The organism is Blautia sp. HA8986 (genome assembly GCF_056504635.1).
Map to the genome: position 1 here is coordinate 325,589 of NZ_JBWLUQ010000003.1, position 12,971 is coordinate 338,559.

Genomic DNA, 12,971 nt, shown 5'->3' on the forward strand with positions numbered 1-12,971 from the left:
ATCATGGCTGGAAAATCTGGAAGAAGTATTAACAATGTGCCGGAAAATCCGATGAAACACATCATATTCAGTTGGGAAGGCATCCTGGTCGTTCTCTTTATCCTGGTAAATATTTTCTGCGCATCATTTTCTGAGTTTTATAATCTGAAGAGTGTCCTTCGTCAGATGCCGGTTTACCTTGCAGAGGTATTCATGATGTTCCCGATGGCGTACATCCTGGTATTAGGCGAAATTGATATTTCAGTAGGTGCGATCGTGTGTCTCTCCGCAACATTAAGCTGCATGGTCTGCAACACAAACGCTCCGTTTATTGTAGTAGCACTTACAGCACTGGTTGTTGGCGGCCTCTGCGGTGCGGTTAACGGATTTATCCTTACCCGCTTCAAAGAGCTTCCTCCAATGATCGTAACACTGGCAACACAGATCATCTTCCGTGGTATTGCTGAGGTAACACTTGGAGCCGGCGGAAGTATCGCGATCACAAACACAGACGGTTTCCGTGCTATCGGTGGAAAAGTAGGAAATGTTCCATACATTCTTTTCCTGGTACTGATCCTTGGTGTGATCTTCGCAATTTTCCTTGGAAAGAGCACATTCGGACGTCGTACCTACGCGATCGGAACAAACCGTGTGGCAGCTTATTATGCAGGCGTTCATGTAGAGAAGATCCGTTTCATCATCTACACAGTTATGGGACTTATGTCCGGACTTTGTGCACTGTTCCTGGTATCATCTTCTTACGGTGCAAACACAACAACCGGTAACGGATTTGAGATGGATGCCATCGCAATGGCAGTATTCGGAGGTATCTCCTCTACAGGTGGTAAAGGTAATCTGGCCGGCGGTATCATTTCCGCATTCATCATCGTATGTTTACGAGTTGGTCTTGGACAGAAGAACGTAAATGCACAGGTAATCCTTCTCATTATTGGTGTACTTCTGGTAGCAGCAGTAGCTCTCCCGAATATCATCGGCGATGTGAAAAAAGCAGTAGCAATGAAGAAAAACTAAATATTACTTTTGAAACCCAATACGATTGTTAGCTGCCTCCAGTGGTGTAGCGGAGGCAGCAGCATATAAAAAAATTATATTTTTATAGGGAGGAACAACAATGAAAAAAAAGGTAATTAGCGCAATCCTTTGTGGAGCAATGGTTCTTGGTACAGTTTGCCCGGTTCTCGCAGCAGATGACAAATCCGAAGATACTAAGACAGAAGCAGCTGGAAATTCCGCAGAAGGCAAAAAGATCGCTCTGGTTGGTAAAGCAGCCGGCAACGCATTCTTCGAGATCGCAGCTAAATCTTTCCAGGAGACAGTAGAGGCTGAAGGCGGCGAAGTTCAGGTCGTTTATCCTGAGACAGCTACAGCTGATGCACAGATCAAGGTTCTTGACAACCTGATTTCCCAGGACTTTGATGCAATCTGTATTTCCGCTAACGATGTTAACGCTCTTCAGGCTAAGCTTGAGGAAGCTATGGATGAGGGAATCAAAGTATCTTCCTTCGACTCCGCTCCGAACAAAGACAGCCGTGAGATTTTCGTAAACCAGGCTGGTACAAAAGAAGTTGCTCAGGCACTTATGGATGCAGTTCTTGATATTTCCGGTGGTGAGGGACAGTTTGCTATCCTTTCCGCTACATCTCAGTCCGCTAACCAGAATGCATGGATCGATGCAATGAAGACCATCATGGAAGGCGATGACAAATACAGCAAGCTTGAGCTTGTAGACGTTGTATACGGTGATGATGAGCCGCAGAAATCCACAGACCAGACAGCAGCTCTTCTTCAGAACTACAAAGATCTGAAAGTTATCTGCGCACCTACAACAGTTGGTATCGCAGCAGCAGCTAAATATCTTCAGGATAACGGATCTTCCTGCAAGCTGACAGGACTTGGACTTCCATCTGAGATGCAGGAGTACACAGGTGATGATGATTCTCATTCCTGCCCATACTTCTATCTGTGGGATATGCAGGGCCTTGGAAAACTCAGTGCTTACACAACAATCTCTCTGATCAACGGTGACATCACAGGTGCTAAAGATGACAAGTTCACAGCTGGTGACCTTGGTGACTACACAGTAACAGATGCTGATGACGGCGGTACAGAAGTTGTTCTTGGCGCACCTCTGAAATTCGATACAAGCAACATCGAGGAGATGGCTAAACTGTACTAATCAATCCTCAGATTGACTGTATAATCATATGATAAATCCTTTCAGAACAGGCGGAGTCTTCGGACTCCGCCTTGTTTCGTATATTTGGATTTCGTGTATAGAAGGTTTCCGAAAAAATCTCAGCCTTCTGATTCTGGTTGTACTCTTATGGCTGCAGTGTTAAAATGAGGACAGCAGAACAGAAAACCATGAACAGATGAAGGAGCAAAATACATGCAGCAGGCATTACTGGATCAGCTGAGAAAAATTACAGATGAAGAGAGGAGAATCCTGGACGGAGAGGCAGAGGTGGACAAAGATCTCTATACATCCGGCCGGGATTTTACTGTGGACAGTCGCAAGATGCTCAAGGAAGGCAGACTGATTGCAGTGCGTACTCACACCCGGTTCGTATATTTTCCGGCGCACAGGCATAATTTTGTGGAGGTGCTGTATGTGTGCGAGGGCTCCCTCACTAATATCATCGATGGAAAAAGGGTCGTAGTGAATAAAGGTGAGCTGCTTTTTCTCAATCAGTTTACGAAGCATGAGATCCTGAAAGCGGGTCAGAATGATATTGCAATCAATTTTATGGTGCTTCCGGAGTTTTTTGACGTAGCCTATTCCATGACAGGCAATGACAATATGCTGGCAGATTTTCTGGTGAATGTTCTCCGCCAGGATGAGGAGAGAGGAGAGTATCTGCACTTTAAAGTTGCAGAGGTGCTGCAGATTCAGAATCTTCTGGAAAACATCATCTATTCCCTTGTAAATGGTGAGGAGGACCGGGAACGGATCAATCAGACCACAATGGGCCTGATCTTTATGTATCTGGTGGAATCTGTGCAGTATGTAGAGATGAGACTTCCCAATCAGTATGAAAATATGATCTCCATGACAACGCTGGATTACATTGAGCAGAAATACCGGACAGCTACCTTGACTGAGCTGTGTAGCCGTCTTCACCTGCCTATGCATGTTTTAAGCAAAATGATCAAGAAAACGACAGGATTTAATTTCAAGGAGCTGCTTCAGAGAAAGAGACTGAATAAAGCTGTAGAGCTGATGTGTGAAACAGATCTGCCTGTCAGCGATATCATTGCAGCCGTAGGCTATGAAAATAACAGTTATTTTCATCGGGTATTTAAGGAACATTATCACATGACACCGCGGGCATTTAGGGTAAAAAACAGTGAGAAAGAACAGGTGAGGCTGTAACAGCCTCACCTGTTTTAAATATCATGGAACTGTCCGATTTTGTTTTTGATCCGCTGCATTTCGTTATCCATATCGATCACAGCGCGGGCGCAGTTCAGCAGCTCATTGCTGACCTCTTCATAACCGTCCATTTCTTCAATATTCTGTTTGTAACGCAGCTGATGTTCCAGAGTAGCCCAGAAATCCATTCCATTGGTACGGATCTGAATCTCCGCACGCATGGGAGTTTTTCCCTTGGAGAAGAACACAGGAATCTCCACGATCATGTGATAGCTGCGGTAGCCGTTTGGTTTTGGATTTTTGATATAGTCCTTTACCTGAATGACGGTAATGTCATCCTGTTTGGTGATCAGGTCTGCAATGGTGTAGATATCATCGATAAAGGCACAGACAACACGGATGCCGGCCACATCATTCAGCTGATTCTGAATATTCTCCGCAGTAAACTCATAGCCGAGTTTTTTGAGCTTTTTGTAAATACTTTCCGGTTTTTTGATCCTTGTCTTGATGAAGGAGATAGGGTTACGTTTATATTCCAGTGAGAATTCGTCGTTGAGGACTTCCAGCTTGGTGCGTACCTCACGGACAGTACAGCGGTACATCATCATCAAATCATTGAATCTTGCGGAATTTTTGATAAAAACCTGTGGATCAGGTGTGTCCAGCCAGGTGTTTTTGTTATTTTCAGCCATAGTATTTTTACGATAGGGCTCCTTTCTTTTGTGATTTTTATGACAAGTTTACTAACATAATTATAGGACAAAATAACATTTTTTTCAACTTTTGTATTGACATATCAGAAAAGCTATGCTATTTTATATAAAAAATTTAATCGAGTAAACCATTAAACCGTTGAAGCGGAGATAAAGATATTCATGCGCGCACAGAGAGTCCGGGAGGGTGAGAGCCGGATCGAGAGGCAGTTTATCAAATGGACCGCTGAGGGCACAGGGAAAGGTGTTGTAGATACCGAGTATTCTGTGACGTGAAGGCATACGTCAGTTGCCGGGAATATGAAGGTATTCCGCCAAGTGCACGGATCGAACCGTGAATCAGGGTGGCACCGCGGGTGATTTTGAATTTGACGCTCGTCCCTGGCAGAACTGGATTCTGCCGGAGACGGGCGATTTTTGTATGTAAATTTTCCGTTATGTTCTGTTTCCTTCCGGCAGGTGAGATGATAAGAACTCAGGAGGGCCTGTATATGTATCCAACATTAGAACAACTTAAAACTATTGCACAGTCAGGCGAATACCGGCGCATCCCCGTATGCAGAGAACTGTATTCCGACCGCTACACACCGGTAGAAGTGATGAGGACCTTACGCACAGCCAGCAGACATTGTTATCTTCTGGAAAGTGCCAGCCAGACAGAGGTATGGGGACGGTATTCCTTCCTGGGATATGAACCGTCCATGGAAATTACCTGTACAGATGGAAAGCTTCAGATCCGAAAGATCCACGAGAACGGAACTGAAGAGAAAACCGTACAGCAGGTGAAGCATCCGGGAGATGCCATCCGAAAGATCCTGAAAGAATATAAAAGCCCGGTGCTGGAAGATATGCCTACTTTCACCGGCGGTCTGGTAGGATATTTTTCATACGACTACATCAAGTACAGCGAGCCGAAGCTGAATCTTACAGATGAGACAGAACAGGATTTCCGTGATATGGACCTGATGCTTTTTGACCAGGTAATTGCATTTGACCATTACAGACAAAAGGTGCTTCTCATTACAGGAGTGATGACAGATGATCTGGAAAACTCCTACCAGAAAGCGGAAGCGAAATTAAAAGAGATGGCAGATCTGATCCGCAATGGAAAGCAGGATGAATTTCCGTCACTGAAGCTGAAATCTTCCATTGAACCCCAGTTTCCGAAAGCAAAATACTGTGAGATGGTTGAGAAAGCGAAACATTACATCCACGAAGGAGATATTTTCCAGGTGGTGCTCTCCAATCCGATGAGAGCGAAAGCGGAGGGAAGTCTTTTTGATACATACCGTGTTCTCAGGGCTACCAATCCTTCACCGTATATGTTTTATTTTTCCAGTGATGATATTGAGATTGCAGGAGCTTCCCCGGAAACACTTGCCAGGCTTGCAGGAACAGAATTAAGTACCTTCCCGCTGGCAGGAACAAGACCAAGAGGCAAGACAAAAGAAGAAGACCTGGCACTGGAAAAAGGACTCCTGGCTGATGAGAAGGAACGTGCGGAGCACAACATGCTGGTGGATCTTGGTCGAAATGATATCGGAAAGATCAGTAAGATCGGTACCGTGAACGTAGAAAAATATATGTGCATTGAGCGTTTTTCCCATGTTATGCATATCGGTTCCACAGTCACTGGCCGGATCCGGGACGATAAAGACGCTGTAGATGGAGTAGATGCCATTCTTCCGGCAGGAACACTTTCCGGAGCACCGAAATTCCGTGCCTGCCAGATCATCCAGGAACTGGAACAGAGCAAGCGAGGCATTTACGGTGGAGCTATCGGATATCTGGATTTTGCCGGAAACCTGGATACATGTATTGCCATTCGCCTGGTTTATAAAAAGAACGGCGAGATCTGCATCCGGTCAGGAGCCGGAATCGTGGCAGACAGTGTTCCGGAAAGTGAATTTCAGGAATGCTGCAATAAGGCAAGAGCCGTTGTACAGGCAATTGAAACTGCACAGGAGGGACTGGAATGATAGTACTGATCGATAATTATGATAGCTTTTCCTATAATGTTTACCAGCTGATCGGTTCTGTGGAGCCGGATATCAAGGTAGTAAGAAACGATGAAGTGACCATCAAAGAACTGGAGGCCATGAAGCCGGAAGCACTGATCCTTTCCCCTGGTCCGGGAAGACCGGAGGATGCAGGAATCTGTATTGAATCCATAAAATATTTCAAAGACAAGCTGCCGATCCTGGGTATCTGCCTTGGACATCAGTCCATCTGTGAAGCCTTTGGAGGGACAGTATCCTATGCAAAAGAGCTGATGCATGGAAAGCAGAAAGAAATACATAAAGTTGGAAAGAGCCGGATGTTTGAAGGACTTCCGGAAACTTTTCCGGCAGCCAGATATCACTCACTGGCAGCAATCCGGGATACCTTACCAGAAGAGCTCATTGTCACGGCAGAGTCTGAGGATGGCGAGGTCATGGCACTGGAACATAAAGAATATCTGATCTTCGGATTACAGTTCCATCCGGAATCAGTTATGACACCAGATGGAAAAACAATGATCGAGAACTTTATAAAAGTTGTCAGAGAAAGATAAGACAGAGAACGGCAATCCATAAAAGACAGAATCGTTACAGAACAGGAGGAAACAAAAATGATCAAAGAAGCAATCATCAAGCTTTCAAAAAAAGAAGATCTTACATATGACGAAGCAGAAGCCGTAATGAATGAGATCATGGACGGTGCGGCAACACCGGTACAGATGGCATCCTACCTTACTGCACTTTCTCTGAAAGGAGAGACTATTGATGAGATCACTGCATCTGCAGCAGGTATGAGAGCACACTGTATCAAGCTTCTCCACGATATGGATGTTCTGGAGATCGTAGGAACCGGTGGTGACGGAGCAAACTCCTTTAACATTTCCACAACCTCTTCTCTTGTGATCGCAGCAGGCGGCGTTCCGGTAGCAAAACACGGAAACCGTGCAGCATCCTCCAAGAGCGGCGCAGCGGATGTTCTGGAAGCACTTGGCGTAAAGATCACCATTCCGCCGGAAAAGAGTGCAGAGCTCCTGAAAAAGATCAATATCTGCTTCCTTTTCGCACAGAATTATCACATTGCAATGAAATATGTGGCACCGATCCGTAAAGAGCTTGGAATCCGTACTGTATTTAACATTCTCGGACCATTAAGCAATCCGGCTGGCGCAAATATGGAGCTGATGGGAGTCTTTGACCAGTCTCTGGTAGAGCCGCTTGCACAGGTTATGATGAAACTTGGCGTGAACCGCGGAATGGTAGTTTTCGGACAGGATAAGCTGGATGAGATTTCCATGAGTGCATCGACTTCTGTATGCGAGATCAAGGACGGATGGTTCCAGTCCTATGAGATCACACCGGAGCAGTTCGGCTACACACGCTGCAGCAAAGAAGAACTGGCAGGCGGCACACCGGCAGAGAACGCAGAGATTACAAAAGCTATTGTAAACGGAACTGAAAAAGGAGCGAAGCGTCAGGCTGTGTGCATGAACGCAGGCGCAGCACTTTATATCGCAGGAAAAGCGAAGACTATAGAAGATGGCGTGAAGATGGCTGAAAACCTGATCGACAGTGGTGCTGCTGCAGCTAAACTTGAGGAATTCATCAAATTAAGTAACGAGATTTAAAGATAATAGCGTCAGGAGAGAAACAAAGAATGAGCGAAAAAAACATTCTGGAAGAAATCGCAGAAAAAACAAGAGAACGTATCCGGAAGGAAAAACTTCAGTTTCCCCTGGATCAGCTGAAAGCCCTAGCAGAAAAAGCACCGCAGCAGCCCTCCTTTCTGGAAGCACTGAAAAAAACGGGCATGTCTTACATCTGCGAAGTAAAAAAAGCTTCCCCGTCCAAAGGACTGATCGCACCGGATTTTCCATATCTGGAAATCGCGAAAGAATACGAGGCAGCAGGTGCATCTGCAATTTCCTGTCTCACGGAGCCATTTTACTTTATGGGAAGCGACGCTTATCTCCGTGAGATCGCAGAAACGGTGGATATCCCGGTACTCCGAAAGGATTTTACGGTGGATAAGTATATGATCTATCAGGCAAAAGCATTCGGCGCATCGGCAGTGCTTCTGATCTGCGCCATCTTAAATGATCAGGAACTCCTGGAATACAGGGAGCTGGCAGAAGCTCTGGGAATGGATGCACTGGTGGAAGCCCACGACGAGGAAGAAGTGGCAAGAGCATTAAAAGCAGGTGCAAAGATCGTTGGAGTCAATAACCGTGACCTGAAAACCTTTAATGTTGATATGAATAACAGCATCCGTCTGAGAAATCTGGCACCGGATAATGTAGTGTTCGTTTCAGAAAGCGGAATCAAAAACGCAGGAGATATCGCTATTCTGGAAAGAAACCGGGTAGGGGCAGTCCTGATCGGTGAGACCCTGATGCGAAGCGCGGATAAGAAAGCGGCACTGGAAAAGCTGAATGGCGGAGCACTTGTATAAAGGTTAAACGAAAGAATAGAGCAAATAAGTAACAGAGCTGACCAGCAGCAAACAGTAACGAAACAGGAAGGTGCAGGGTCAGACAGAAAGGGCAGGATTGGCTGAATATGAGAGAACAACAGTTGAAACATGGGCGCAGAACCAGAATCAAGATCTGTGGCCTCACCCGCCCGGAAGACATCCAGGCAGTGAACCAGGCTAAACCGGACTTCTGTGGATTCATTGTAGAATTCCCGAAAAGCAGGAGAAACGTCACAGTGGACCGGCTGAAGGCTCTTCGGAAAGAACTGGATGAGAGCATTTTGCCGGTAGGCGTATTCGTCAATGCACCGGTGGAGCTTCCCGCACAGCTTTTAAACGAAGGAACCATTGCACTGGCACAGCTTCACGGACAGGAAGACGAGAATTATATAAGACAGCTTAAGACCATGACAGACCAGCTTCTGATAAAGGCTTTTTCCATAAAAACAGAAGCAGATATAAAGAAAGCGATCCGTTCGGAAGCAGACTATATTCTTCTGGATCAGGGCGCAGGAGGAACAGGAGAAACTTTCGACTGGAGTCTGGTACCGGCGATCAAACGTCCCTGGTTTCTGGCAGGAGGCCTGGGCTGTGAAAATCTGGAATCAGCCATACATCTGCTTCACCCCTGGGCAGTAGATTTAAGCAGCAGCGTGGAAACCGACGGTCACAAAGACCCGGATAAAATATTAAAAGCGGTACAGACCGTGAGGAATATAAAGGAGGAAATATAACATGTCAAAAGGAAGATTCGGCATCCATGGCGGACAGTACATCCCGGAAACACTGATGAACGCCGTTCTGGAGCTTGAGGAAGCATACAACCACTACAAAAACGACCCGGAATTCAACCGTGAGCTCACAGAGCTTCTCAATGAATATGCAGGAAGACCATCCCGTCTTTACTATGCGGCACATATGACAGAAGACCTTGGCGGAGCAAAGATCTATCTGAAAAGAGAAGACTTAAACCACACAGGAGCTCACAAGATCAATAACGTTCTGGGACAGGTACTTCTTGCAAAAAAAATGGGCAAGACCCGTGTCATCGCAGAAACAGGAGCCGGCCAGCATGGTGTTGCAACTGCAACCGCAGCAGCTTTAATGGGTATGGAGTGCGAGGTTTTCATGGGAAAAGAAGACACGGAACGTCAGGCTCTGAACGTATATAAAATGCGTCTCCTCGGAGCAAAAGTCCATGCAGTTACAAGTGGAACAGCAACCTTAAAAGATGCTGTTTCCGAGACAATGCGTGAGTGGACAAACCGTATCTCAGATACCCACTATGTACTGGGATCTGTTATGGGACCACATCCGTTCCCGACCATCGTCCGTGATTTCCAGGCAGTGATCTCCAAGGAGATTAAAGAGCAGATGCTGGAAAAAGAGGGCAGACTTCCGGATGTTGTTCTGGCCTGCGTAGGCGGCGGCTCCAATGCCATCGGAACCTTCTATAATTTCATTGAGGATAAAGATGTTCGTCTTATCGGCTGTGAGGCAGCAGGACGTGGCGTGAATACAGCAGAGACAGCAGCAACCATTGCAACCGGCCGTCTTGGAATCTTCCACGGCATGAAATCCTATTTCTGCCAGGATGAATACGGTCAGATCGCACCGGTATACTCTATTTCCGCAGGTCTGGATTACCCGGGAGTAGGACCGGAGCATGCACACCTTTATGATATCGGAAGAGCAGAATACGTGCCTGTAACAGACGACGAGGCAGTAGATGCTTTTGAGTATCTTTCCAGAACAGAAGGAATCATCCCTGCGATCGAAAGTGCTCACGCAGTGGCCTATGCGAAAAAGATCGCACCGACGCTTGGAAAAGACAAGATCATGGTAGTTACTATTTCAGGACGTGGAGATAAGGACTGTGCGGCGATCGCACGCTACAGAGGGGAGGATATTCATGAATAAGAGAATTACAGAAGCATTTGCAAACGGAAAAGCATTTATTCCTTTTTTAACCTGCGGAGATCCGTCTCTGGAGATAACAGAACAGCTGGTTTATGCAATGGAGGAAGCTGGAGCAGATCTGATCGAGCTTGGAATCCCGTTCTCTGATCCCACAGCAGAAGGGCCTGTGATCCAGGAGGCCAATGTCCGCGCACTTGCAGGCGGCGTGACAACAGATAAAGTTTTTGCAATGGTAGAAAAAATCCGTAAAAACACAAAAATCCCAATGGTATTCATGACCTACGCAAACGTAGTATTTTCCTACGGAACAGAGCGTTTCATCAAGCGTGCAGCAGAAGCTGGAATGGACGGACTGATCCTTCCGGATGTTCCTTTTGAGGAAAAAGAAGAGTTCGACGTTGTGTGCAAACAGTACGGTCTTGACCTGATCTCCCTGATCGCACCGACCTCCCATGAGAGAATCGCCATGATCGCCAAAGAAGCAGAAGGCTTTGTTTACTGCGTATCTTCCCTTGGAGTAACAGGAATGCGTACCAACATTACCACAGATATCGGAGCCATGGTGAAGCTGGTAAAAGCCCAGAAAGACATCCCATGTGCCGTAGGCTTCGGAATCTCAACTCCGGAGCAGGCAAAAAAGATGGCTGACCAGTCCGACGGAGCCATCGTAGGATCTGCCATTGTAAAGCTTTGCGGAGCTTATGGCAAGGACTGTGTGCCGAAAGTCAAGGATTATGTGAAAGAGATGAAGGATGCAATTCGTGGTCTAGAGTGAGAAAATTCGGAAAATATTTCTGGAATAGTATAATTTAATAAAAAAGTACAATTTGTCATGATATTACAAAAAAATATGAAAAATGTTCTCTGATTTTGTGAAAAAATCAAATTGCAGGTTAGAAAATGCTATGCTATAATGCAGTTACTTTCTTGAAAGACATAAAAATGAATGAACAGTAATCAGAGAATATGCAACGGAGCATCAGCCTAAGGCTGGTGCTCTTTTTACGTATAAGATCAGCGTTAAGGTTTTCTGGGACAGATCAGGGAGGTGAAACTGTGAAAGAAGAGGAAATCCTGAGTGCAGGAATTGATATCGGAACATCCACCACGCAGTTGGTTTTCAGCCGCATGCTCTTGCAGAATACAGGCGGATTCGGCAGAATCCCGCAGATCAAAGTGATATCGAAGGATGTGTTCTACAGAAGCAAGGTATATTTCACACCGCTTCTGTCCAGAGATGAGATCGACGGAGAAAAGGTTCATGATATTATCGACGGAGAATATAAAAAAGCAGGGATCAAGGCTTCAGATCTCAGTACAGGTGCAGTGATTATTACAGGTGAATCCTCCAGAAAGAAAAATGCGGAAGATGTGGTAAAAGCTATCTCAGGAATTGCAGGAGATTTCGTAGTTGCTACGGCTGGTGCAGATCTGGAATCTGTTCTTGCGGGAAAAGGCTCAGGTGCAGCACAGCTTTCAAAGGATACCGGAAGTATTGTGGCGAATCTGGACATCGGAGGCGGAACCAGTAACATCTGTTTTTTTGAAAACGGACATATGCTTGACACCGCATGTCTGGATATCGGCGGAAGGCTGGTACAGATACAGGATGGGTTTCTTACATATGTGGCACCGAAGATCCGGTGGCTGGCAGATAAAATGAAACTTGACATCAGAGAAGGAAAGCGAGCTGAAGAAAGAGGCTTACGAACTCTGACAGATGCCATGGCAGAGATCCTGGCACAGTCAGTAGGCATAAATGGAATATCCGAAACACAGCAGGATCTTCTGGAACATATGAAAGCCAATCATCTGATCAGCTGCCGGAAGAAACCGGAGATCCTTACTTTTTCAGGAGGCGTAGCAGCATGTTTCGGGGAAGAGGAAGATGTTTTCCGATATGGAGATATCGGTATACTCCTGGCTCAGGCCATCAGGAAAAATCCTTCATTTCAGAGTGCGGACGTGAGAAATGCCAGAGAGACCATGCGGGCTACAGTGATCGGAGCCGGAAATTACAGCATGGATATTTCAGGCAGTACCATTGAATATACGGCAGATCTTTTTCCAATGAAAAATATCCCGGTAGTCCGGCCGTTGCTGGAAAGACCGGAGGATATCCCGGATCTGGACAAAAACATTTACAGAGAGATGCAGCTTTACATGGAAAAACAGTCAGAAGACCGCCAGACAGCCATATCCATGAAAGGTCTGAAATGCCCGTCTTTTAAACAGGTACAGGAAATCGCGGAGAAGATCGTTTCCCAGTATGAAAAAGAATGCAGGGAAAAGCAGCCGCTGATCGTAGTGTTTGAAGAAGACATCGGAAAAGCAGTAGGTCAGGCTCTGGGGCACAGGCTGAAGGGAAAGCGGGATATTATCTGTATTGACGGGATCCACTGTGAAAGTGGAGACTTCATTGATCTGGGAGAGCCGGTAGCATCAGGAACTGTAATTCCGGCAGTTGTAAAAACTTTAATATTTAACGGGTAGGT

Annotated in this window: 12 protein-coding genes; 11 read left to right on the plus strand and 1 reads right to left on the minus strand. The window is 45.9% G+C overall.

Annotated features, from left to right (window positions below):
- The first annotated feature begins 3 nt into the window (after window positions 1-3).
- The 3 genes from AC04Q4_RS16240 (at window position 4) to AC04Q4_RS16250 (ending at window position 3,373) form a co-directional block, all read left to right on the plus strand.
- On the plus strand, window positions 4-1,011 hold the full coding sequence (locus AC04Q4_RS16240; RefSeq protein ID WP_173738273.1) for an ABC transporter permease: 1,008 nt from the start codon (window positions 4-6) through the stop codon (window positions 1,009-1,011).
- A gap of 100 nt (window positions 1,012-1,111) precedes the next feature.
- A complete protein-coding gene (locus tag AC04Q4_RS16245) occupies window positions 1,112-2,176 on the plus strand; it encodes a substrate-binding domain-containing protein (RefSeq protein ID WP_119238746.1) in 1,065 nt (354 codons plus the stop codon).
- 213 nt (window positions 2,177-2,389) lie between these two features.
- The gene (locus AC04Q4_RS16250) at window positions 2,390-3,373 is read left to right on the plus strand and encodes a helix-turn-helix domain-containing protein (protein WP_476389295.1); all 984 of its coding nucleotides are present in this window, start codon (window positions 2,390-2,392) and stop codon (window positions 3,371-3,373) included.
- Between the two features lie 14 nt (window positions 3,374-3,387).
- Here AC04Q4_RS16250 and AC04Q4_RS16255 read toward each other — a convergent pair whose 3' ends face one another.
- The gene (locus AC04Q4_RS16255) at window positions 3,388-4,065 is read right to left on the minus strand and encodes a GTP pyrophosphokinase (RefSeq protein WP_119238747.1); all 678 of its coding nucleotides are present in this window, start codon (window positions 4,063-4,065) and stop codon (window positions 3,388-3,390) included.
- 512 nt (window positions 4,066-4,577) lie between these two features.
- Between AC04Q4_RS16255 and trpE the strand changes: the two genes are divergently transcribed.
- The 8 genes from trpE to AC04Q4_RS16295 all read left to right on the plus strand — a co-directional run bounded on the left by trpE (window position 4,578) and on the right by AC04Q4_RS16295 (window position 12,969).
- Window positions 4,578-6,065, plus strand: coding sequence for an anthranilate synthase component I (trpE, locus tag AC04Q4_RS16260; protein WP_476389296.1), 1,488 nt, complete (start codon window positions 4,578-4,580; stop codon window positions 6,063-6,065).
- Window positions 6,062-6,640, plus strand: coding sequence for an anthranilate synthase component II (locus AC04Q4_RS16265; protein WP_226843103.1), 579 nt, complete (start codon window positions 6,062-6,064; stop codon window positions 6,638-6,640). The genes trpE and AC04Q4_RS16265 overlap by 4 nt, the downstream gene beginning before the upstream one ends.
- Before the next feature lie 57 nt (window positions 6,641-6,697).
- Complete coding sequence (gene trpD, locus AC04Q4_RS16270; RefSeq protein WP_476389297.1) at window positions 6,698-7,711, plus strand: anthranilate phosphoribosyltransferase; 1,014 nt, start codon at window positions 6,698-6,700, stop codon at window positions 7,709-7,711.
- Between the two features lie 29 nt (window positions 7,712-7,740).
- Window positions 7,741-8,535: an indole-3-glycerol phosphate synthase TrpC gene (gene trpC, locus AC04Q4_RS16275; RefSeq protein ID WP_476389298.1), complete on the plus strand. Its 795-nt coding sequence runs from the start codon at window positions 7,741-7,743 to the stop codon at window positions 8,533-8,535.
- A 107-nt stretch (window positions 8,536-8,642) separates the two neighbouring features.
- Window positions 8,643-9,290, plus strand: a complete 648-nt coding sequence (locus tag AC04Q4_RS16280) for a phosphoribosylanthranilate isomerase (protein WP_476389299.1) — start codon at window positions 8,643-8,645, stop codon at window positions 9,288-9,290.
- 1 nt (window position 9,291) lies between these two features.
- Window positions 9,292-10,476 carry a tryptophan synthase subunit beta gene (gene trpB, locus AC04Q4_RS16285; protein WP_173755949.1) on the plus strand — a complete coding sequence of 395 codons (1,185 nt, stop codon included), beginning with the start codon at window positions 9,292-9,294 and terminating at the stop codon, window positions 10,474-10,476.
- On the plus strand, window positions 10,469-11,251 hold the full coding sequence (trpA, locus tag AC04Q4_RS16290) for a tryptophan synthase subunit alpha (protein WP_173738265.1): 783 nt from the start codon (window positions 10,469-10,471) through the stop codon (window positions 11,249-11,251). Before trpB ends, trpA begins: the two co-directional genes overlap by 8 nt.
- 281 nt (window positions 11,252-11,532) lie before the next feature.
- Complete coding sequence (locus AC04Q4_RS16295) at window positions 11,533-12,969, plus strand: ethanolamine ammonia-lyase reactivating factor EutA (RefSeq protein ID WP_173738264.1); 1,437 nt, start codon at window positions 11,533-11,535, stop codon at window positions 12,967-12,969.
- Window positions 12,970-12,971: the final 2 nt, after the last annotated feature.

Coding starts and splice junctions, on each gene's coding strand:
- AC04Q4_RS16240 (WP_173738273.1), top strand. CDS start 4: ATGGCTGGAAAATCTGGAAGAAGTATTAACAATGTGCCGGAAAATCCG.
- AC04Q4_RS16245 (WP_119238746.1), top strand. CDS start 1,112: ATGAAAAAAAAGGTAATTAGCGCAATCCTTTGTGGAGCAATGGTTCTT.
- AC04Q4_RS16250 (WP_476389295.1), top strand. CDS start 2,390: ATGCAGCAGGCATTACTGGATCAGCTGAGAAAAATTACAGATGAAGAG.
- AC04Q4_RS16255 (WP_119238747.1), bottom strand. CDS start 4,065: ATGGCTGAAAATAACAAAAACACCTGGCTGGACACACCTGATCCACAG.
- trpE (WP_476389296.1), top strand. CDS start 4,578: ATGTATCCAACATTAGAACAACTTAAAACTATTGCACAGTCAGGCGAA.
- AC04Q4_RS16265 (WP_226843103.1), top strand. CDS start 6,062: ATGATAGTACTGATCGATAATTATGATAGCTTTTCCTATAATGTTTAC.
- trpD (WP_476389297.1), top strand. CDS start 6,698: ATGATCAAAGAAGCAATCATCAAGCTTTCAAAAAAAGAAGATCTTACA.
- trpC (WP_476389298.1), top strand. CDS start 7,741: ATGAGCGAAAAAAACATTCTGGAAGAAATCGCAGAAAAAACAAGAGAA.
- AC04Q4_RS16280 (WP_476389299.1), top strand. CDS start 8,643: ATGAGAGAACAACAGTTGAAACATGGGCGCAGAACCAGAATCAAGATC.
- trpB (WP_173755949.1), top strand. CDS start 9,292: ATGTCAAAAGGAAGATTCGGCATCCATGGCGGACAGTACATCCCGGAA.
- trpA (WP_173738265.1), top strand. CDS start 10,469: ATGAATAAGAGAATTACAGAAGCATTTGCAAACGGAAAAGCATTTATT.